At 69.0% G+C, this 21845-nt stretch carries 18 protein-coding genes, 1 rRNA gene and 1 riboswitch; of the genes, 5 read left to right on the top strand and 14 right to left on the bottom strand.

Going from position 1 to position 21845, the window contains the following annotated elements:
* Positions 1–256: 256 nt before the first annotated feature.
* A complete protein-coding gene (locus tag KCH87_RS11605) occupies positions 257–2755 on the bottom strand; it encodes an ATP-binding protein (RefSeq protein ID WP_210585922.1) in 2499 nt (832 codons plus the stop codon).
* A gap of 304 nt (positions 2756–3059) precedes the next feature.
* Between KCH87_RS11605 and KCH87_RS11600 the strand changes: the two genes are divergently transcribed.
* The 3 genes from KCH87_RS11600 (at position 3060) to KCH87_RS11590 (ending at position 6689) form a co-directional block, all read left to right on the top strand.
* Complete coding sequence (locus KCH87_RS11600; RefSeq protein WP_210585921.1) at positions 3060–3560, top strand: hypothetical protein; 501 nt, start codon at positions 3060–3062, stop codon at positions 3558–3560.
* Between the two features lie 320 nt (positions 3561–3880).
* Positions 3881–5833, top strand: coding sequence for an APC family permease (locus tag KCH87_RS11595; protein WP_210585920.1), 1953 nt, complete (start codon positions 3881–3883; stop codon positions 5831–5833).
* 337 nt (positions 5834–6170) lie between these two features.
* Entirely contained in the window at positions 6171–6689 is a 519-nt protein-coding gene (locus KCH87_RS11590) for a hypothetical protein (RefSeq protein WP_210585919.1), read from the top strand.
* Here KCH87_RS11590 and KCH87_RS11585 read toward each other — a convergent pair.
* On the bottom strand, positions 6667–7245 hold the full coding sequence (locus tag KCH87_RS11585) for a DUF1707 domain-containing protein (protein ID WP_210585918.1): 579 nt from the start codon (positions 7243–7245) through the stop codon (positions 6667–6669). The two genes, KCH87_RS11590 and KCH87_RS11585, sit on opposite strands and share 23 nt — an antisense overlap.
* 199 nt (positions 7246–7444) lie before the next feature.
* On the opposite strand from KCH87_RS11585, the gene KCH87_RS11580 reads away from it, so the two are divergent.
* Entirely contained in the window at positions 7445–7864 is a 420-nt protein-coding gene (locus KCH87_RS11580; RefSeq protein ID WP_210585917.1) for a molybdopterin-binding protein, read from the top strand.
* 48 nt (positions 7865–7912) lie between these two features.
* Here KCH87_RS11580 and gcvP read toward each other — a convergent pair whose 3' ends face one another.
* On the bottom strand, positions 7913–10798 hold the full coding sequence (gene gcvP / locus KCH87_RS11575) for an aminomethyl-transferring glycine dehydrogenase (protein ID WP_210585916.1): 2886 nt from the start codon (positions 10796–10798) through the stop codon (positions 7913–7915).
* A 174-nt stretch (positions 10799–10972) separates the two neighbouring features.
* A riboswitch (glycine riboswitch) is annotated at positions 10973–11068 on the bottom strand.
* Positions 11069–11181: 113 nt separating this feature from the next.
* On the opposite strand from gcvP, the gene KCH87_RS11570 reads away from it, so the two are divergent.
* Positions 11182–11553, top strand: a complete 372-nt coding sequence (locus KCH87_RS11570) for a PRC-barrel domain-containing protein (RefSeq protein WP_210585915.1) — start codon at positions 11182–11184, stop codon at positions 11551–11553.
* Here KCH87_RS11570 and KCH87_RS11565 read toward each other — a convergent pair.
* From KCH87_RS11565 to rrf, 11 genes are all read right to left on the bottom strand, one after another.
* Positions 11475–12923, bottom strand: coding sequence for a DNA polymerase IV (locus KCH87_RS11565; RefSeq protein WP_210585914.1), 1449 nt, complete (start codon positions 12921–12923; stop codon positions 11475–11477). The two genes, KCH87_RS11570 and KCH87_RS11565, sit on opposite strands and share 79 nt — an antisense overlap.
* Positions 12924–12980: 57 nt before the next feature.
* Positions 12981–13625, bottom strand: coding sequence for a MerR family transcriptional regulator (locus tag KCH87_RS11560; protein WP_210585913.1), 645 nt, complete (start codon positions 13623–13625; stop codon positions 12981–12983).
* Between the two features lie 255 nt (positions 13626–13880).
* Entirely contained in the window at positions 13881–14354 is a 474-nt protein-coding gene (locus KCH87_RS11555) for a bifunctional nuclease family protein (protein ID WP_004002801.1), read from the bottom strand.
* Positions 14355–14439: 85 nt separating this feature from the next.
* Positions 14440–15177 (bottom strand): MerR family transcriptional regulator, encoded by a 738-nt coding sequence (locus KCH87_RS11550; RefSeq protein WP_210585912.1) that lies wholly within the window; start codon positions 15175–15177, stop codon positions 14440–14442.
* 41 nt (positions 15178–15218) lie between these two features.
* Positions 15219–16109: an FHA domain-containing protein gene (locus KCH87_RS50720; RefSeq protein ID WP_374198995.1), complete on the bottom strand. Its 891-nt coding sequence runs from the start codon at positions 16107–16109 to the stop codon at positions 15219–15221.
* A gap of 133 nt (positions 16110–16242) precedes the next feature.
* Positions 16243–17103, bottom strand: a complete 861-nt coding sequence (locus KCH87_RS11540) for a DUF881 domain-containing protein (protein WP_210585910.1) — start codon at positions 17101–17103, stop codon at positions 16243–16245.
* A gap of 5 nt (positions 17104–17108) precedes the next feature.
* Positions 17109–17441 carry a small basic family protein gene (locus KCH87_RS11535; protein ID WP_003988855.1) on the bottom strand — a complete coding sequence of 111 codons (333 nt, stop codon included), beginning with the start codon at positions 17439–17441 and terminating at the stop codon, positions 17109–17111.
* Positions 17438–18337, bottom strand: a complete 900-nt coding sequence (locus tag KCH87_RS11530) for a DUF881 domain-containing protein (RefSeq protein WP_210585909.1) — start codon at positions 18335–18337, stop codon at positions 17438–17440. Before KCH87_RS11530 ends, KCH87_RS11535 begins: the two co-directional genes overlap by 4 nt.
* Positions 18338–18435: 98 nt before the next feature.
* Complete coding sequence (locus KCH87_RS11525; RefSeq protein WP_210585908.1) at positions 18436–20931, bottom strand: mannose-1-phosphate guanyltransferase; 2496 nt, start codon at positions 20929–20931, stop codon at positions 18436–18438.
* A gap of 115 nt (positions 20932–21046) precedes the next feature.
* Complete coding sequence (locus tag KCH87_RS11520) at positions 21047–21658, bottom strand: CDP-alcohol phosphatidyltransferase family protein (RefSeq protein ID WP_210585907.1); 612 nt, start codon at positions 21656–21658, stop codon at positions 21047–21049.
* 109 nt (positions 21659–21767) lie between these two features.
* Positions 21768–21845: ribosomal RNA gene (gene rrf, locus KCH87_RS11515) — 5S ribosomal RNA — on the bottom strand; the annotation flags it as partial.

Genomic DNA, 21845 nt, shown 5'->3' with positions numbered 1-21845 from the left:
CTTCGGCGCCGACACCTTCACCCCGCGGCGCGACCGACCTGCTCGTGTCGGTCCGCTGCCTCGACGGGATTGCCCAGCGGCTGGTACTCCGGGACAAGGCGGGCTCCCGGGTCGAGATCGACCCCCGGGTCCTCGTGAACAACCCTGACCTCTGGCGCCGCCGAGCGGGTCCGACGCGCCCCGAAGGGGCGCGGGGAACTGCGCGACCAGCCACAACGAACCCGCAGCCAACCGACTGACAGAGTGACGGCGATGCTTATGTGGCTTCACCAGTGGCCTGCGCGGAGTGATGGGTCGGCGCTTTCGTCTCGGCGAGCGGCAGGGACACGACCATGGTCAGGCCGCCCCCCGGAGTGTCCTCGGGGGCGATCGTGCCGTTCATCGCCTCGGTGAGCCCGCGGGCGAGGGCGAGGCCCAGACCGAGTCCGGTGGTGTTGTCGTTGTCGCCGAACCGCTGGAAGGGCTCGAAGAGGCGCTCCCGGCCCGTCTGCGGCAGGCCGGGCCCGCGGTCCACGACCCGGAGTTCGACCCGTCCGGCCAGGACGCTGGCGGTCACCAGGACCCGGGTGCCGGCCGGGGTGTGGCGGGCGGCGTTGGCGACCAGGTTGGCGATGACGCGTTCCAGCAGCGGCGGGTCGGTCAGTATTGAGGGGATCTGCTCCACGTCCCCGACCTCGACGTCGGGGATGTCGCCGAGCGCCGCCGGGAGGACCTCTTCCAGGGCGGTGGCCCGGAGGTTCAGCTTCAGCACGCCCGCCTCCAGGCGGCTCAGGTCGAGCAGGTTCTCCACCAGGCGGTTCAGCTTGGCCATGGACTCGTCGGCGGTGGCGAGGAGTTCGTCGCGGTCCTCGGCGGAGAACTCGACGTCGCGGCTGCGCAGTGAGGCGACGGCGGCCCAGCCCGCGGCGAGCGGGGTGCGCAGGTCGTGACCGACGGCCCGCAGCAGCGCCGTACGCATCCGGTCGGCGGCCTTGACGGGCTCGATCTCGGCGGCGGCCTCGGCGAGCCGGGCCCGCTCCACCGCGGATCCGACGTGCGCGGCGAAGGCGGCGAGGACCCGCCGCTCGGACGACGACAGGGTGCGGCCGCGCAGCACCAGCCAGGCACCGGGGCCGGCCGGGACGGCGGTGACCCCGTCGGCATCGGGCGGCTGGTCGACGAGTTCGACCGAGGACATACCGAAGGTCTCGCGGGTGCGTTCCAGCAGCGCCGGGATCGTCTGGCCGCCGCGCACGATGTTGCCCGCGAGCGAGGACATGGTCTCCGCCTCGGCGGTGGCGCGGGCCGAGCGTCGCGACAGGCGCAGGGAGCGGTCGACGACGGCGGCGACCACGGCGGCCACGACCGCGAAGACGCCCATGGCCACCAACGCGTTCGGTTCGTCCAGTGTGAAGTGGCCGACGGGCGGGATGAACCAGTAATTGAGCAGCAGGGACGCCGTGATGGAGGCGATGACCGCGGAGACCACACCGCCTATGCAGGCCACGCCCACCACCGCGAGCAGGAACAGCAGGGCGTCGCTGGTGAGGTTCACGGTGTCGCGCACCTGCGCCAGACAGATGGTGAGCAGCACGGGCAGTACCAGCCCGGCGACCGGTCCCGCGATCAGCCGGGATGTGGACAGCGTGCGGCGGCGCGACGGCAGCAGCGTGCCGCGTCCGGCGCGCTCGTGCGTGACCCGGTGGACGTCGATGTCGCCGGAGAGCGCCACGACGGTCTCACCCGTGCCGAGCCCGGTCAGGAACCGCTCCAGCCGCCCGCGCCTGCTGGAGCCGAGGACGAGTTGGGTGGCGTTCTCGGCGCGGGCGAACTCCACGAGCGTGGTGGCGACGTCGTCGCCGACGACCGAGTGGTAGCTGCCGCCGAGGTCCTCGACGAGCCGCCGCTGCCGGGCCAGTGAGGCATGGGACACCCCGGCGGCCAGGCCGTCGCTGCGGGCGACGTGCGCGGCGAGCAGGTCGCCGCCCGCCGACCGGTCGGCGATCCGGGCGGCCCGCCGGATGAGCGTGTCGCCCTCCGGGCCGCCGGTCAGCGCGACCACGACGCGCTCCCTGGTCTCCCACACCCCGCCGATCGCATGCTCGGCCCGGTAGAGCTGGAGCGCCTCGTCGACCCGGTCGGCGACCCACAGCAGTGCCAGTTGCCTGAGCGCGGTCAGATTGCCCTGCCGGAAGTAGTTGGCGAGGGCCGCGTCGATCTTCTCGGGCGCGTAGATGTTCCCGTGCGCCATACGGCGGCGCAGCCCTTCGGGCGGCATGTCGACGAGCTCGATCTGGTGGGCGCGGCGGACGATCTCGTCGGGCACCGTCTCGTGCTGCGGCACCCCGGTGATCTTCTCGACCACGTCCTTGAGGGACTCCAGGTGCTGGACGTTGACGGCCGTGATGACGTCGATCCCGGCGGCCAGCAGCCGCTCGACGTCCTGCCAGCGCTTCGGATTGCGTCCGCCGCCGGGGACGTTGGTGTGCGCCAGCTCGTCGACCAGCGCGACCGCGGGCCGCCGCTCCAGTACGGCGTCCACATCCATCTCGGGGAACACTCCGCCGCGGTACTCGCAGCGGGCACGGGCCAGCACGTCGAGCCCGTCCAGCATCCGCTCGGTGTGCGGGCGTCCGTGGCACTCCACGAACCCCACCACCACATCCGCCCCGCGGGCGGCCCGGCGCCGCCCCTCGTCGAGCATCCGGTAGGTCTTGCCGACGCCGGGAGCGGCCCCGAGGTAGACCTTCAGTCGTCCGGGCCTTACGTCATTCATCGCAGCCGTAGCGCTCCGCTCACTGGCTCAACTCCTCTGAGGAGACCGGTGTCAGCTCTCACCGAAGCCCCTCTACGGGGCGGTCGGCACGGCCGTTAGCGGATCCTTGGCGCGGCTCACGTGGACCTTGACACTGCCTTGACACAGCCCGTGTCGACAGAGTGAAAGCGGTGTGCCGGGAAGCCTGGTCGGCGTGGAGCCAACGTGGCTCCGTGAACAACGCCCCAGGGGGACGGCATGCGAAGCGTCGGTACGTTCTCGCACTTGTGGTGCTCGCCACGGTCGTGGCGACCTTCGCGCGCCGATGGCGGATCCCCGCCGCCTCCCTGCTCGTGGTCGCCGGTCTCTCCGTGGCGTTGCTGCCCGGCACCCCCCCCCAGATCGAGATCAGCCCCGGCAGACCGAATCACAGCCCGCCACAGTCCCCTTCGGGATCACCCTGCGCCGGCTGGAACCGGCCGACACCGACGCACTGGAGGACCTCGACCCGGACGCCTCATGGCTTTCGGCCAGCTGGGGCGGCCCGCTCGGCCTCGCCGCCTCCGGACACGGCTGGGCGGCGCTGAGCCGCAAGGGCCGCGTCCTTGCCGTCGCCTGCACCTACCTCCTCGCCCTGGCCTGCGTCAACGCCCTGTGCGAGGACATCGCCGCCCGCAACCGCACCCCCGGCTGGAACTACGCCGTCCTCAACCGCGCCGGCCCCCTGCTCGCCTGGACCGCCGGCTGCCGACTGGTCCGCGAGTATGTGCACTACGCGGTCGGCAGCCCTATCTCCCACGACCGGCTCAGCGCACGAGGCGCATGAGGCGCATGAGCCACAGGCGGACGACTCCTTCGCGCCGCACGACATGACGCTGGGTGTCCGCCACTGATCACCCGGACCGAACCTCCCCCATACAGCGCAGTGGCAGCGAATGGGTTCCTGGAGTTCACTTCTTGATGGGCAACCCACGGCGACACGGCCACTCTTAACGCAAGCTTGACGCCTCCGGCCCCCTCATCCGTGGGCCCGGGCGTCACTCTCCGCTTACGCTGGTGCCGCCGTCCGCGTGATGGCCGGATCCACACTCCCCCACTGCCTTAAGAGCGTGGGGGGACCCCCAGCCGCACATCAGGAGCACGCCGATGGCCACCACGGAACACCCCCCGGCCAGTCGCCTGCGCGCCTGGATGCTGGAGGGCCTGTCCGACATGGGCAAGACCGGCGCGCAGCACGCACCGAGCGCCGAGCCGAAGGCGGACGAGGGCCAGCACTGGTACCGCGTGATGTGCCTGACCGGCGTCGACTACTTCTCGACCCTCGGCTATCAGCCGGGCATCGCGGCCCTCGCGGCCGGCCTGCTGTCGCCCATCGCGACCATCATCCTCGTGATCGTCACCCTTGCCGGCGCGCTGCCCGTCTACCGCAGAGTGGCCGAGGAGAGCCCGCACGGACAGGGCTCGATCGCGATGCTGGAGCGGCTGCTCACCTTCTGGAAGGGCAAGCTGTTCGTCCTGACGCTGCTCGGCTTCGCCGCCACCGACTTCCTGATCACCATCACGCTCTCGGCCGCGGACGCCTCCACCCACCTGGTGGAGAACCCCCATCTGAACAGTGCCCTGCACGACCGGCAGATGCTGATCACCCTCGTGCTCGTCGCGCTGCTCGGCGCGGTGTTCCTCAAGGGCTTCCTGGAGGCGATCGGTGTCGCCGTCGCCCTCGTCGGGCTCTACCTGGCGCTGAACGTCGTCGTCGTGATCGTCGGCCTGTGGCACGTCGTCACCGAAGGCCACGTCGTCACCGACTGGTCGAGCGCCCTGACCGCCGAGCACGGCAACGTCTTCGTCATGATCGGCGTGTCCCTGATCGTCTTCCCGAAGCTCGCCCTCGGCCTCTCCGGCTTCGAGACCGGCGTTGCCGTCATGCCGCACGTCACGGGCGACGCGGGCGACACCGAGGAGGACCCGAAGGGCCGGATCCGGGGCACCAAGAAGCTGCTCACCACGGCCGCCCTGATCATGAGCTGTTTCCTGATCACCACCAGCTTCATCACCACGCTCCTGATCCCCGAGAAGGAGTTCGAGGAGGGCGGCCAGGCCAACGGCCGCGCCCTCGCGTACCTCGCGCACGACTACCTCGGCGGCGCCTTCGGCACGGTCTACGACGTCTCGACGATCGCCATCCTGTGGTTCGCCGGCGCCTCCGCCATGGCCGGCCTGCTCAACCTGATGCCCCGCTACCTGCCCCGCTACGGCATGGCCCCGCACTGGGCCCGTGCCGTGCGCCCGATGGTCATCGTCTTCACCCTGGTCGCCTTCCTGGTGACCTGGATCTTCGACGCCGACGTGGACGCGCAGGGCGGCGCCTACGCCACCGGTGTCCTGGTGCTGATCAGCTCCGCCGCGATCGCCGTGACGATCGCCGCCCGCAAGGCCGGACAACGGAACTGGACCATCGCCTTCGCGGTGATCTCGGCGGTGTTCCTCTACACGACGATCGTCAACGTCATCGAGCGTCCGGACGGCGTGAAGATCGGCGCCTGCTTCATCGCGGGCATCATCATCCTCTCCCTGGCCTCCCGGCTGGCCCGAGCCTTCGAACTCCGCGTGACCAGCGTGACGATGGACGACATGGCGGAACGATTCGTCCGGGACATCGCCAGCCGCAAGATCCGGTTCATCGCCAACGAACCCGACGCGCGTGACAAGGCCGAGTACCGGGACAAGATCGAGCAGATCCGGCAGGACAACGACCTCTCCGAGCAGGACGACTTCGTCTTCGTCGAGGTCACGGTCACCGACCCCTCCGAGTTCGAGTCCGGCCTGACCGTGCGCGGCGAGGTCATGCACAACCGCTACCGGGTCCTGTCCCTGGAGTCCTCCTCAGTCTCCAACGCCCTGGCCGCGCTGCTCCTCGACGTCCGCGACACCACCGGCTGCATCCCGCACATCTACTTCGAGTGGACCGAGGGCAACCCCTTCGCCAACTTCCTGCGCTTCTTCCTCTTCGGCCAGGGCGAGGTCGCCCCGACCACCCGAGAGGTCCTGCGCGAAGCAGAACCGGACCGCGCCCGACGACCCCGCGTCCACACCGGCTGAGGGCGGGCGCCGAGATCGCGTTGCGGGCGCCGGGATCGGGGGCCGGACGCCGGGATTGAGGGGCCGACGCGGGATCGATCGACGTACGGACGCCCGGATCGTGTGGCGAGCGCCCGGATCGGGGCGGGGCACCCGGATCGCTCACGGCGCGGGCATCGGAGTGCCGACACCCGGATCGCTTGACGGGCGCGGGCATCGGAGTGCGGGCGCAGGTATCGGAGTACGGGCGCCGGTATCAGGTTGCGGGCGCTGGGATCGCGTCAAAATGCGGCCGTACAGCGCCATGACCCCGTCAACGGCACCGCCGCCGTACGACCGGGGACTTACCGTCGGCCCCATGCGACCGAGCGAACCGCCGAGCCCGGCCGGCGACCGCCACTGGCGCGGCAGCGTCCGGTTCGCGGCGGCCTGCGCTCTGGTCTTCGGCACGATGACCCTGCTGGTCGACTGGGACGCGCACACCCTCACCCCGACCCGCGCCCTGTTGTGGCTGGCCCTCACCACCGCGGCGTTCGCGGTCCTCCTCCCCCAACGCGTCACCGCGGGCCCCGGCTGGCTGACCGTCCGCGGCCCGTTCGGAAGGCACACCGTCCATACGGACGCCCTGATCGCCGTACGCCACTACGGCGACATCTCCTCGCACCTCATCCTGCGCGACGCCCACGGCCAACGCCTGGAACTCGACCCCCGCGTCCTGATCGCCAACCCACTGCTCTGGCACGAACTCGACACAGGCGTCCGGCGCTCCCTCGAACGCGGCACGCTGCCGCAGGACCCGGACGACCTGCGGAGACTTCGTCACCGGATCGACGACGAGACCGCGCGGGCCGTGCTCAGGGCTTCGGGGATTTCCTGAACCACCGGCGGCGTGGTGCACGCGCCACGACGCGCCCGTAGCTCAACTCCCCCACCAGCTCCACGCGCAGGACGACCGGCACCCCGGTGTGCGAGTCCGTCTTGATCTCGGCGAAGTGGGTCACGAGGCCGTCGGTGTCCACGACGACCCCCGGCCGGGTCACCAGCCGCAGGGCCCCTGCCTGCATATCGAGGTCGATGCGCAGGGTGTCGTGCCTGATGTCCGCCCGGCTGAAGTCGAGCGTCACATCACCCCAGGCCGAATGGATCTCCATCCGGCGCGGCACCACCCACCCTTCGCCCCGCCGGGTCGAACTGCCCTGCTGCTCGATCCGCACGACGTCCTTGACCTCGGCGACCTCGGCCGCCTCCGGCAGATCGGTCGTCAGCGCGGCCAACTCCCCCATCGTGCGGGCGGACAGGGCCACGCCCACGCGCTCGTCGAGCTCCTCGGCGGTCAGCCGACCGTCGCCGGCAGCGACGGCGAGCACCTCCACGACTCGATCACGATCCTCGTGGGAGGCCCTCAGCCCGGACGACGCAAGCTCAGCCGACATGTCCCTCACCCCGATCACCGATCCTGCACTAACGCTATATCGCGTTATACCCAACGGCCAACCCCATGTCCACCACCGCCCGCTCCGCCAGGGCGACGCAGACCCACACATACCCGGCCGGGGCCGCCCCCACGGCTACGGTGGGGATCCCCGCGGGCGCAAAGCCCACCAATCCCCCACGTTCTGCGAGGCGTTCTCCATGACCCTGAGCATCCGCAACCAACTCCCCGGCACGGTCACGTCCGTCACCCCCGGCGAGGTCATGGCAACGGTGAAGATCCACTTGACCGGCGGTCAGGACTTCACCGCGGCGATCACCCTGGAAGCAGCTGAGGAGCTCGGTCTCGCGTCGGGTTCCTCCGTACGCGCCCTCGTGAAGTCGACGGAGGTGTCCCTGGCCACCGCCCCGGTCGAGGGCCTGTCCATCCGCAACCAGCTCCCCGGCATGGTCACCGACGTCGCCACCGGCAACGCCATGGCCTCCGTCAAGATCGGCGTCGAGGGCGGCGAGCTGACCGCCGCGATCACCAAGGACGCCGTCACGGACCTGGCCCTGTCGCCAGGGACTCCCGTGGTCGCGCTGATCAAGTCGACCGAGGTCTCGCTGGCGACCGCATGACGCAGCGGGGGCTCCGCCTTCACGGCGGAGCCCCCGGTCATGTGTGACTCAGTCCTCGTACGCGTCCAGCGGCGGGCACGAGCACACCAGGTTCCGGTCACCGAAGGCCTGGTCGATCCGACGCACCGGCGGCCAGTACTTGTCGGCCACCGAGACCCCCTCCGGGAACACGGCGTCCTCGCGCGTGTACGCGTGCTCCCACTTCCCGCCGAGCGCCGCCGCGGTGTGCGGCGCGTTCCGCAGCGGATTGTCGTCCGCGGGCCACTCACCGGAGCCGACCCTCTCGATCTCCGCACGAATGGCGATCATCGCCTCGCAGAACCGGTCGAGTTCGGTCAGATCCTCGGACTCGGTCGGCTCGATCATCAGCGTCCCGGCCACCGGGAACGACATCGTCGGCGCGTGGAACCCGTAGTCGATCAGCCGCTTGGCGACATCGTCGACACTCACCCCGGTCGCCTTGGTCAGCGGCCGCAGATCGATGATGCACTCGTGCGCGACCAGCCCGCCCGGCCCGGTGTAGAGCACCGGGTAGTGCGGCTCGAGCCGCTTGGCGATGTAGTTGGCGCTGAGCACCGCCACCTGCGTGGCCCGCTTCAACCCCTCCCCGCCCATGAGCCGGACGTACGCCCACGAGATCGGCAGGATCCCGGCGGACCCCCACGGCGCGGCCGAGATCGGTCCGACACCGGTCTCGGGACCGGCCGCGGGCTGCAGCGGGTGGTTCGGCAGATACGGCGCCAGGTGCGCACGCACACCGACCGGGCCGACGCCCGGACCGCCGCCGCCGTGCGGGATGCAGAAGGTCTTGTGCAGGTTGAGGTGCGAGACATCCCCGCCGAAGTGCCCCGGCTTGGCAAGCCCCACAAGGGCGTTGAGGTTGGCACCATCGACGTACACCTGGCCACCCGCCTCATGCACCTGCGCGCAGATGTCGGCGACATGCTCCTCGAAGACGCCATGCGTCGACGGGTACGTGATCATCAGCACCGACAGCTCGTCGCGGTACTGCTCGATCTTCGCCCGCAGGTCCGCCACGTCGATCTCGCCGTCCTCGGCGGTCTTCACGACGACGACCTTCATCCCGGCCATGACGGCACTGGCGGCGTTGGTCCCGTGCGCGGACGACGGAATCAGACACACGGTCCGCTGCTCGTCCCCGTTGGCCCGGTGATATCCGCGTACGGCGAGCAGCCCGGCGAACTCGCCCTGCGAACCGGCGTTGGGCTGAAGCGACACCTTGTCGTACCCGGTGACCTCGGCGAGCCGCTCCTCCAGCTCACGGATGAGCGTCAGGTAGCCCTGCGCCTGCTCGGCGGGGGCGAAGGGGTGCAGCTGCCCGAACTCGGGCCAGGTGACCGGCTCCATCTCGGTCGTCGCGTTGAGCTTCATGGTGCAGGAGCCCAGCGGGATCATGCCGCGGTCGAGCGCGTAGTCCCGGTCGGCGAGCCTGCGCAGGTAGCGGAGCATCGCGGTCTCGGAGCGGTGCTGGTGGAAAACGGGGTGGGTGAGGTAGTCGTCGGTGCGCAGCAGCGCGTCCGGCAGCGGATCCTCCGTGCCGGAGTCCAGCGCCTCGATGTCGGCCTCGACCCCGAATGCGGTCCATACGGCGCCCAGTTGGGCCCGGTTCGTGGTCTCGTCGCAGGCGATGGACACGTGGTCGGTGTCGACGAGCCGCAGATTGACGCCGTGCTCGTAGGCACCGGCGACGACCTCGGCGGCCCGCCCCGGAACCCGCACGGTGACGGTGTCGAAATAGGCGCCGTGGACGACCTCGGCACCACCGCTCCTGAGCCCCTCGGCGAGGATCGACGCATACCGATGGGTCCGGCGGGCGATGGCCTTCAGCCCCTCGGGCCCGTGGTAGACGGCGTACATCCCGGCCATCACGGCGAGGAGCACCTGGGCGGTGCAGATGTTACTGGTCGCCTTCTCGCGGCGGATGTGCTGCTCGCGTGTCTGCAGGGCGAGCCGGTAGGCCTTGTGCCCGTCGGCGTCGACGGAGACGCCCACGAGCCGTCCGGGCAGGCTGCGCGCGAACTTCTCGTGCACCGCCATGTATCCGGCGTGCGGCCCGCCGAAGCCCATCGGCACCCCGAACCGCTGCGTCGTACCGACCGCGATGTCGGCGCCCAGCTCACCCGGCGACTTCAGCAGCGTCAGCGCGAGCAGATCGGCGGCGACGGTGACGAGCGCGCCGAGCTCGTGCGCACGGTCGATGACCGGCTTGATGTCGCGTACGGCACCGGAGGCGCCCGGGTACTGGATGAGCACGCCGTTGATCTCACGCTCGGCGAGCTCGGCCGGGATGCCCTCGCTGAGATCGGCGACGACGACCTCGACGCCGGTCGGCTCGGCCCGCGTCTCGATCACGGCGACGGTCTGCGGCAGCGCGTCCGCGTCGACCAGGAACAGGCCCTTCTTGTTCTTGCCCATTCGCCGGGACAGAGCCATCGCCTCGGCGGCGGCCGTCCCCTCGTCGAGCAGCGAAGCACCGGAGGTCGGCAGCCCGGTCAGCTCCGCGACCATGGTCTGGAAGTTCAGCAACGCCTCGAGCCGCCCCTGCGAGATCTCCGGCTGGTACGGCGTGTAGGCCGTGTACCAGGCCGGGTTCTCCATGACGTTCCGCAGGATGACGGGCGGCGTGAACGTCCCGTAGTACCCGAGCCCGATCATGGAGCCGAGCACCTGGTTGCGGTCGGCCAGCGTGCGCAGCTCGGCCAGCACCTCGGCCTCGGTGCGTGCGCCCGGCAGCTCCAGGTCGTCGGTGTTCTTGATCACATCCGGCACCGCGGCGGCGGTCAGCTCGTCGAGGGAGCCGTAGCCGACCTGCGCGAGCATCTTGGCCCGTGCCTCCTGGTCGGGCCCGATGTGGCGCTGCTCGAAGGGGATTCCCTGTTCGAGCTCGGAGAGCGGAATGCGATGGGCGGTCATTGCGGAGGCCTCCTGGTCTGACACGACCTTCGAGGGCACCACGGCGCGGGTGCCCGGACGGCCTCCCCCTCTGTCATCTCAACCTGAGAGCTTCACCGGCCGCCCGAGGGCTGCCGGCTTTCACCGTCGGTGAGAGCGGAAGCCGTTGACACCCGCCCTGCTTTCCAGAGTGACCTCGTCCGTGCGGTACGTGAGCCTGAGAGATTCCGGGGAGGATTTGCTCCTTCGGCGCCTCCGATGGTGTCCGGAGGACTCTCCCGCACGGGGTCAGCAGCCGCTGTCAGAGTACCAGCGAGGGCAACGCCGGAACCTTCGAGTGGCCACCTGGCTGAATGTGCTCTTTTGTAGTGCTTACGGATGAGTTGCGACCAATTGGAGGGACCGTGCAGACCGACATCGATCCGCGCAACCTGATCGGCCGCAAGGCGTTCGACCGCAACGGCACCAAGATCGGCACCATCGACGAGGTCTACCTCGACGACGCCACCGGAGTACCGGAGTGGGCGGCCATACGCACCGGCCTGTTCAGCAGGGATGCCTTCGTCCCACTCGAGCCCAGCGAGCTGATAGAGGGGACCCTGCACATCCCCTTCGAACGCGCTCTGATCAAGGACGCGCCCGACTTCGGCGTGGGCCGCCACCTCTCGCCGGAGCAGGAACTCCAGCTCTACCACCACTACGGTCTCGACATCGCCCCACCTCCCTCACTCCCGGACCGCGATTTCGGCAAGCTGGCCGGCACGGACGACGCCTGAACCGACGCCACCTCGGGCTCATCCGGCTCGCCGGGTCTTCGCGGCACGAGCGGCAGCGGCTCCGCCGGCTCCAGATCGGGATCATCGACCCGGAAGGTCCGCACCCTCCCGGGCTCGGAGTCGGGCGTCTCAAACCGCACGGTGACCCGCCCGAGGCCACTGCCCTGCGCCCATCCGTGCCCGTATTCGGCATGCCGAACGTCATGCCCCGCGGGCCACCGCCGCTCCACGGGCGCCGACGGCACCTCGGCCGCCTCCCCGGGCGAAGGCTCCTCCACCTCGCTCTCCGCCTGCTCTCCCGCCGCCTGCGCGAACAGGTCCTCCTGCGTGTAGTCGGCGAGCCCGCTGACGCCCACGCCCAGCAGCCGCACGCCGCCCGTGGTGTCCACGGACTCCAGCAGCCGGGCCGCCGCCTCCCGCACCACCCCGGGGTCGTCCGTGGGCCCGCGCAGCGTCTCCGACCGCGTCAGCGTGGAGAAGTCGTACCGCCGCACCTTGAGCACGATGGTCCGCCCGGACAGCCCGGCCCCGCGCAGCCGCCGCACACACCGGTCGGCGAGCCGCTGCACCTCGAGGCCCACCCGGACCCGGTCGTGGATGTCCACGTCGTACGTGTCCTCGACCGACACCGACTTGGTCTCCCGCTCGGCCACCACGGGCCGGTCGTCGCGCGCCAGCGCCATGGCGTACAACGCATGTCCGTGGGCCTTGCCCAGCAGCCGTACGAGCTCGTCCTCGCCCGCCTCGGCGATCTCGTCGACCGTGGTGATCCCGGCCCGCCGCAGATGGTCGCCCGTCGCCGGACCGACCCCCGGCAGCGTCCGCACCGACATGGGCCCGAGCAGCGCCCGCTCGGTGCCCGGCTCGATCAGCACCAGACCGTCGGGCTTGGCCTGCTCCGAGGCGATCTTCGCGAGCATCTTGGAGGCGGCGAGGCCGACCGACCCGGTGAGCCCGGTCCCGGCCCGTATGTCGGCCCGCAGCTGCACTCCGGCCAGCCGCGCCGACGCCTCGTCCCAGGCCGCCCCGCCGGCCTCCAGATCGACGAACGCCTCGTCCAGGCTCAGCGGCTCCACCAGCGGCGACAGGGCCCCCAGCAGCCCCATCACCTGCTCGCTGATCGACCGGTAGAAACCGAAGCGCGGCACGAGATACGCGGCGTTCGGTGCGAGGCGGCGGGCCTGCGCCATGGGCATCGCCGAATGGACCCCGAAGATCCGCGCCTCGTACGAACACGTCGCCACCACGCCACGAGGCCCGAGCCCGCCCACGATGACCGCTTTCCCGCGCAGGCTCGGCTTGGACGCCTGCTCCGCCGAGGCGAAGAAGGCATCCATGTCGAGATGCAGGATCGTGGGCGCACTTCTCACATGTCCGATGCTGCCCTACGCCACTGACAATGCCCCTGAACCGCCGGCGAACGGGGCTCAGACCGCCCGGTTCCGCCGTCTCGCCAGCTCGTCGGCCGGATTGTGCCCGACGAGCGTCTCACCGGTGTCGATCCGCTCCCCGTGCAGTTGCGAGAGCGCGCTCTCGACGTCCCGCCACACAACGCCCACGGCGATCCCGAAGATGCCCTGGCCACCCTGGAGGAGCGCGTGCACCTCGTCGGGCGAGGTGCACTCGTAGACCGTGGCGCCATCGCTCATCAGCGTCATGCGCTCCAGGTCGCAGAAACCGCGTTCCCTGAGGTGCTGGACGGCGCTGCGGATGTTCTGCAGCGACACCCCGGTGTCGAGGAACCGCTTGACGATCTTCAGGACGACGACGTCCCGGAAGCTGTAGAGACGCTGCGTCCCCGACCCGAGAGCAGGCCGCACGCTCGGCTCGACGAGCCCGGTGCGCGCCCAGTAGTCGAGTTGCCGATAGGTGATGCCCGCGGCCGCGCAGGCCGTGGGACCGCGATAGCCGATCTGCTCGGACGCCATGGACGTCGCCCCTCCGCTGCTCGGCACGGCCGCCGGTCGCTGCGGAGCGTGATCGGCCGCGCTGCCATGAAGCGGGTACGGACCGCCCGCTCCCGGACCTCGTCCGGGAGCACCCCCCGCCGTACCGTCGCCGCTGCTTCTCACGCCGACCTCCGTCCTTGACCTGCCTTCTCGACGGTAGGCAGTCACCAGGGGTGCGTCAACGATCGCCACACTCGGCACGCCGAGTGATAATCACCCTAGGAGTGGTTTCCCGAACCCCACCGCGGGGAAAGGCTAGCCGAATGCGCTCAGAGGGGGCGCAGGACGCTCTCACTCGCCCATGGCACATGCCAGCATTTTGCCGCCGTCGGGCATCGGCCGACCCGACCGTACGGAGTCAGCAGGGCCGCCCGCGCTTCACTGGCTGCTGGTGCCGAAGTCCTCGGGCGAGATCTGGTCGAGGAACTCGCGGAACTTCTCCACCTCGTCCTCCTGCTCGTCCGGGATCGCGATGCCCGCGTCGTCGAGCACGCCGTCGCTGCCGTAGATCGGCGTTCCGGTGCGCAGGGCCAGCGCTATGGCGTCGGACGGGCGAGCGCTCACCTCGACGCCGCTGGCGAAGACCAACTCGGCGTAGAAGACACCCTCACGCAGATCCGTGATGCGCACTTCGGTGAGCTCCTGGCCGACGGCCTCCAGCACGTCCTTGAACAGGTCGTGGGTCAGCGGTCGTGCGGGGGCCATGCCCTGCTGGGCGAAGGCAATGGCCGTCGCTTCCCCAGGCCCGATCCAGATGGGGAGGTAACGGTCGCCTCCCACTTCGCGCAGGAGCACGATCGGTTGGTTGGAGGGCATTTCGACCCGGACACCTACGACATCGAGCTCGTTCACACAGCAACCCTAGGCCGTGCCCGGGACGTTTGGGTAGTCGGGCCGAAAACGGGTGGGGTATCGGGACTCCCGTGGCTCGCCCGCCTCAGGGCAGCCGCACTCCCAGCGCGGTCTTCACCAGCGCGGCGTGCAGCTTCACCGTGAGCACCGCCAGTTCCTTCGTACGCGCCTCGGCATGTGCCCTGGTCTGCGGATTGCGGTGCCGCTTCAGTGGGGCCACGACCTGGTCCACGAGCCCCGCCTCGCGGTCCGCGGCGGCCTTCATGACGCGCAGATGGCGCGGCTCGATCCCGAACCGCCCCAGCTCGGAGACGAGGGACGCGACAGTGACCGCCTCAGCGTCGTACGCCCCGTCCGGCAGCGGAGCGATGAGGCCGTACGCCTCCCACTCCTCGAGTTCCCGCTCGCAGATCTCCGCAGCCTCGAGCAGCTCGGCCCGGCCGATCCGGGCCGCGGTGGGTGCCTCGGAGACCTCCACCACGGCTTCACCGTCACGCTGACGACCCACCACAGGCAGCTGTACGGCCTCCCCGCGCTCTATCGCGTCCAGGTGCTCACGGATCACCTTGAGCGGCAGATAGTGGTCCCGCTGCATCCTCAGTACGTGCCCGAGCCGCTCGACATCGTCCGCGCTGAACTGCCGATACCCCGAGGGGGTCCGCTGCGGCTCGATCAGCCCCTCCGACTCCAGGAAACGGATCTTGGAGATGGTCACTTCAGGGAACTCGTCGCGCAGCACGTTCAGCACCGTGCCGATGCTCATCAGCCCACTGTCCGTGGCGGCGGTGCCGTGCCCGGCACCGCCGCTCGGTGTTTGAAGCATGGACCTTCCCTGGGGTCCCCCCGGACAGAGCCGGGAGAGAGTCAGTAGCCCCGCTGGCTCGCGTAGAAGACCAGCCGGTACTTGCCGATCTGCACCTCGTCACCGTTCGACACCGCGACCTGGTCGATGCGCTCGCGGTTGACATACGTACCGTTCAGACTGCCCACGTCGGCCACCGTGAACGAGCCGTCCGGGCCCCGGCGAAACTCCACGTGCCGCCGGGAGACCGTCACGTCGTCCAGGAAGATGTCGCTCTGCGGGTGCCGCCCGGCGGTGGTCAGGTCGCCGTCCAGGAGGAAGCGGCTGCCGGAGTTCGGCCCGCGGCGCACCACCAGGAGCGCCGAGCCCAGCGGCAGCGCGTCGACGGCCGCCTGCGCCTCCGGGGACAGCATCGGCATCTGCGTCTGGCCGGTGACCTCGGCGTCGTAGGCCTCGATGCCGGAGATGGAGATCGTGGAGGTCGTCTCGGACGGGCGCTCCGGCCCCGCCCCGGCTCGCAGGGGGGCGCCGCAGTTGGAGCAGAAGCGGCTGTTCTCCGCGTTGCGGTTACCGCACCTCGTACAAACCAGGGCCGACATGGACGGATCCTCCTGCCGCGGCTGCCCCGCCGGGGCGTTGGACGCGTACGGGTCGGCGGAATATCCTCCACCCGCACCCGAGGTTGACGGTTGCCCGAAACCTATGCCGCCGGACTGCGCAGGGTCAACAGACGGCGCGCCCTGACCTCCCGAAATGTCACCTCCCGGACCAGCGACCTGGTCCCGGAACAGCGGGCGCTGGCCCTCCGCATCGGGCTGTGCGCGATGACGAGCAGTGGCGTTTTCACTGCCCTCTCGCGCGCTCTTGCCGAACAACTTCGCAAACAACTTCACGGGCGATTCCCCTTGACCGAAACAGACCCGCCCGTGGGGCAGGACGAACCCTGACTGCACTCACCGGTCGACCCGGACATCCTCACAACGTCCGTATCCACCAGACAGTTTCCACCACGCACCACCCATTCGGTGCGCCGACCCCCCGCAACCTCTTGCCCTCGCCGGACGTCCCCCATGCACCCCCGGTTCACTACGAGGACGACCGAGCGTAGTCAGGCCGCTTCGCCGCCCGCAAGGCGTCCACGACGATCTTGGTCGACCGCTCGACGGTCACGGTGGCCTGCTCCTTCTCCAGAGTCTGCACCACGCCTCCTGGGATGTTGAGCGCCGGCTCGAGGTCCTGCGGCTTGCCGATGACCTTGAAACGATAGGGGGCGTTGATCTTGTTCCCGTCGACGCTGACGCTGTTGCCGGAGTCCGTCAGATAGGTGCCGGCGACGACCCGCACGCCGTTCACCTGGATCGCCTCCGCCCCCGCCGCCCGCAGCTCCTGGATCGCGTCGAGCAGCATGTCCGCCTCGACCGTCCCCTTCGTGTCGTCGATGGTGATCGTGATACCGGGCCCCTGCGCGGCCACCGTGCCCGCCAGAATGCCGAGTTGCCTCTCCTTCTCAAGCGTCTGCTTTCGGGCCTCCTCGGCCTGGTCCGAGCTGTTCTCCAGCTCGTCGCGCTGCTTCTCGAGTCCCTGCTTCTCGTCCTCAAGACGCTGTGTGCGGTCGTCCAGTTCATCGAGGATGCGGACGAGGTCTTCCTGACGCGCGCCGCGCAGGGCACTGTCGCTGTCGCTGTTGGAGGCCACCTGGACGGCCAGGCCGAAACCGAGCCCGAACAGCAGCAGGGCGACGATCAGTTGGGCCCGGGTGACGCGCAGTGGCCAGATCCCCTGCACCAGCCGCTGCCTGCCGGTCAGCTCGGGTGCGGCCGCGACGGGGCTTTCCTCGGCGGGCCCTGCCTCGGCGGGCGTCTCCTCGGCCTGCGGAGCCGTCGCGGGCAACTCCTCGGGGAGTTCCTTGCGCAGCCTGTTCTTCGCCGTCTCGTCCTCGTTGCTCATCGTCCTCACGCCCTGAACACGTGCCGGCGGATCGCGGCGGCGTTGGAGAAGATGCGGATACCGAGGACCACGACGACACCGGTGGACAGCTGGGCTCCGACGCCCAACTTGTCACCCAGGAACACGATCAACGCAGCCACGACAACGTTGGACAGGAACGACACGACGAAGACCTTGTCGTCGAAGATGCCGTCGAGCATGGCCCGCAGACCTCCGAAGACGGCGTCGAGCGCCGCCACGACGGCGATCGGCAGATAAGGCTCGACGACCGCCGGAACCTCCGGCCGGACCAACAGGCCGGCCACGACTCCCACGACGAGGCCCAGTACGGCGATCACGATGTGCCCTTCTCGGTTTTCGGCTGTGCTGTTCGTACGGTCACACTCGGTGCGGCAGGCAACCGGAGGTCCTCCTCCACGGAGATCGAGGTCCGGATGCCGTAGTTCTCCTTCAGGGCATGCAGATACAGTCCGTCGGCACTGTTCTGGAACCTGGTGCTCAGCCGCTTCCCGTCCCCCACCGCGAGCACCGTGTACGGCGGCACCAGCGGCTTGTTGTCGACCAGTATCGCGTCCCCCGCGGCCCTGATCGCCGACAGCGCCGTCAGCCGCTGACCGTTGATGGAGACGGCCTCGGCCCCCGACTCCCACAGCCCGTTCACCACGCGCTGCATGTCGCGGTCGCGTACCCGTCCGGTGTCGGAGAAACCGGAGGTCTCACGCGCGTCGCCGTCTCCGCCGGTAGACGCTTCCTCGGCGTCGTCCACGACCAGCTTCACCCCTGGCCCGCGCACATCCGTAGCGCCCGACAGAAGGCTCATCAGCTCCACCTGATCACTGCCGCCGCTCTGCTTGAGCGCCTCGCGCTGCCGCGCACTCACCTCGGCGCGCAATTGGTCGACGGTGTCTTCGAGCTTGTCCGCGGTCGCGGTCTCGCGGTCGATACGGTCGATCAGTTCCTCGCGCTCCTTCGCCACGACAGGAGCGGCGATACGCGCCTGTGCCGCTCCGACGGTCACTACCAGAGCAGCCAGCACCAGACCGACGGCGAGCCCCAGCTTCGCCCTGAGGGTCTTGGGCATACCGCCCGCGGCCTCTTTCCGGGCTGCCGCTTCGGCGTACCCGTCGTCAAGGCTGTGGTCCATGACATTGGTGAGCAGCGACATGGAAGCATCCGGACGCGACGGGCGCGTAGGTGTGCTCCGAACGGGGGGCTGCTGCGGCATGCCGCACATCGTCGCACGTCGCGACCGCTACCTCCGAATGGCCCCACCGGCGTGCCGGACAGGCCCCCTTGAGGCCACCTGTCCGGCACGCGCGCGTGCTGCGTCTTTCAGCGACCGGCGCTGTCCACGACCGCCGACCACTCGTCGAGCAGGGCCTGCGCGGAGGCGTCGTCGGGGCCCTCCGCCCACAGGTGCGTGACCGCCTCGGCCGGGTCGGGCAACACCATCACCCAGCGCCCGTCGGTCTCCACCACCCGCACACCGTCCGTGGTGTCCACGAAACGGTCACCTGCCTCCTCGACGACCCGCCGCATCACAAGTCCCTTGACGGCCCAGGGAGTCGCCAGATCCCGCTTGATGACGTGAGCCCGCGGAATCCGCGCGTCGATCTGGCTGAGCGTGAGCTGCGTCCGCGCGACCAGCCCGATCAGCCGTACAAAGGCCGCCGCACCGTCGAAGACACCACTGAACTCCGGGACGATGAACCCGCCCCTGCCGTCCCCGCCGAAGATCGTCGAATCGTCGCGTCCGACCCGGGTCAGATCGTCGGGCGAGGTGGTCGTCCACTCGACCTGAGTCCCGTGATACGCCGCCACCTGCTCGGCGATCCTCGTCGTCGTCACCGGCAGCGCCACGCGGCCACTGCGCCGTTCCGCGGCCACCAGGTCGAGCATGACGAGCAAGGCCCGGTCGTCCTCGACGATCCGCCCCTTCTCATCGACCAGTGACAGCCGCTCGCCGACAGGATCGAACCGCACCCCGAACGCGGCCCGAGCCGACGCCACGATCTCTCCCAGCCGCACCAGCCCCGACCGCCGAGCATCGGCCGTCTCGGTGGGCCGGGACTCGTCCAGACCGGGATTGATGGTCAGCGAGTCCACACCCAACTTGCCGAGCAGACTCGGCAGGACGAGCCCGGCACTGCCGTTCGAGGCGTCCACGACAACCCTGAGCCCGGACTCGGTGATCCCGGTCGTGTCGACATTCCGCAACAGCGACCCGGTGTACGAGTCGAAGACGCTGGCCGGGAAGTGCAGATCACCGATCTCGCCCGGGAACGCACGCCGGTACTCCTGCCGCGCGAACACCCGGTCCAACTTCCGCTGACTGCCCTGCGAAAGGTCCGCACCCTGCCCGTCGAAGAACATGATGTCCACGGAGTCCGGAACCCCGGGAGTGGTCCGGATCATGATTCCGCCGGCACTGCCCCGCGCGGTCTGCTGCCGGGCCACGGGCAGCGGTACGTTCTCCAGATCTCGTACGTCGATGGCGCTGGCCTGTAGCGCCGAGATGACCGCCCGCTTCAGCGCACGGGCACCACGCGAGTGGTCACGAGCCGTAGTGACCGTGGACCCCTTCTTGAGGGTCGTCGCATAGGCGCCGGCAAGACGCACCGCGAGTTCGGGTGTGATCTCCACGTTCAGGATTCCGGAGACCCCGCGAGCTCCAAAGAGATGCGCCTGGCCCCTCGACTCCCAGATCACCGAGGTGTTGACGAAAGCGCCTGCCTCGATGGTCTTGAAAGGGTAGACCCGAACGTTGCCCTGAACGATCGATTCTTCACCGATCAGGCACTCGTCGCCGATCACGGCGCCGTCCTCGATCCGGGCCGCGCGCATGATGTCGGTGTTCTTTCCGACGACACAGCCACGCAGATTGCTGTGCTGCCCTACGTACACGTTGTCGTGCACAACGGCCTTGTGCAGAAACGCCCCGGTCTTGACGACCACGTTCGAGCCCACGACCGTGTGCTCGCGAATTTCCGCGCCGGCCTCGACCTTGGCGTAGTCGCCGATATACAGAGGGCCGCGCAGCACGGCATCGGGATGCACCTCGGCGCCCTCCGCCACCCACACACCCGGGGAGATCTCGAAGCCGTCGAGCTCGACGTCGACCTTGCCCTCCAGGACGTCGGCCTGCGCCTTCACATAGCTCTCATGGGTGCCGACGTCCTCCCAGTAGCCCTCGGCGATATAGCCATAGACCGGCTTGCCTTCCTTCATCAACTGGGGGAAGACATCGCCGGACCAGTCGACGGGCACGTCAGGCTCGACATAGTCGAAAACCTCGGGCTCCATGACGTAGATACCCGTGTTCACGGTGTCCGAGAAGACCTGCCCCCAGGTCGGCTTCTCGAGAAAACGCTCCACCCGACCCTGTTCATCGACGATGGTGATGCCGAATTCCAGCGGATTAGGCACGCGCGTCAGACAGACAGTCACCAGCGCACCCTTCTCCTTGTGGAAACGGATCAGTTCGGTGAGGTCGAAGTCGGTCAGCGCATCGCCGGAGATGACGAGGAAAGCATCGTCCTTCAACGCCTCTTCGGCGTTCTTGACGCTTCCGGCAGTACCGAGTGGCTTCTCCTCATTGGCATAGGTGAGCTCCATTCCGAGCTCCTCACCGTCACCGAAGTAGTTCTTGACCAGTGAGGCCAGGAACTGGACGGTGACGACGGTCTCGTTGAGCCCATGCCTTTTGAGCAGCCGCAGAACATGCTCCATGATCGGGCGGTTGGCCACAGGTAGGAGCGGCTTGGGCATGCTTGAGGTCATGGGGCGAAGGCGGGTGCCTTCACCTCCGGCCATCACGACGGCCTTCATGTCGGAAGCGTCCTCCTCGAAGAGACGACGGTCTAGCCGACTTCACCCGTCCAGATTGTCCCGCACTTTTCCGTCGCGGGCCATCGCGGCACTACGTCCGCCTCAATCCGCGAGTTCAATCGGCCATGGCTGCGTCCGCACGAACCAGACGGCGGACTTGTACCACGTAGAGGACTCCTGCCCACCAGTACAGCGTTGTACCCCATCCGGCGAACGCCCAGCCGAAAATAGCACCAAGTGACGAGAGCCATCCACTTCCGTCACTGAGCAACAGCAGAGGGAAGGCATACATCAGGTTGAACGTGGCTGCCTTGCCCAGGAAGTTCACCTGCGGGGGCGGATAGCCATGGCGCCTGAGGATGCCCACCATCACCAGCAGAACCAGCTCTCTCGCCAGAAGTGCAGCGGTCAACCAGATGGGCAGAATCTCCCGCCACGTGAGACCGACCAGGGTCGAGAGAATGTACAGCCGGTCAGCAGCGGGATCGAGAAGCCGGCCGAGGCTGCTGATCTGGTTCCAGCGCCGTGCCAGCTTGCCGTCCAGGTAGTCGCTCACCCCGCTGAGCATCAGCACGAGGAGCGCCCAGCCATCGCTCTTGGGCCCTCCGAACTCGGGCCTGAGGATCAGCCACAGGAACACAGGCACGCCGACAAGGCGAGCCATGCTCAGGATGTTGGGGATGGTGAGGACCCGGTCTGTCTGGACGCGGGTCTCCTGGACCTCCACCCGGGAGCCTCCTGTGGGAAACGAGCCAACGATGCTCCCTGACCTTACCTCAACGCAAAAAAGCTCTGGCTCTTGGGCATGATGCCCAAGAGCCAGAGCTATAAAAGGAGTTCGGCGGTGTCCTACTCTCCCACAGGGTCCCCCCTGCAGTACCATCGGCGCTGTAAGGCTTAGCTTCCGGGTTCGA

The sequence above is a fragment of the Streptomyces sp. GESEQ-35 genome, from assembly GCF_017948485.1.
Taxonomy (GTDB): Bacteria; Actinomycetota; Actinomycetes; order Streptomycetales; family Streptomycetaceae; genus Streptomyces.
The sequence above is the reverse complement of the archived record's forward strand: the minus strand, read 5'-3'. Positions and strand labels throughout refer to the sequence as shown.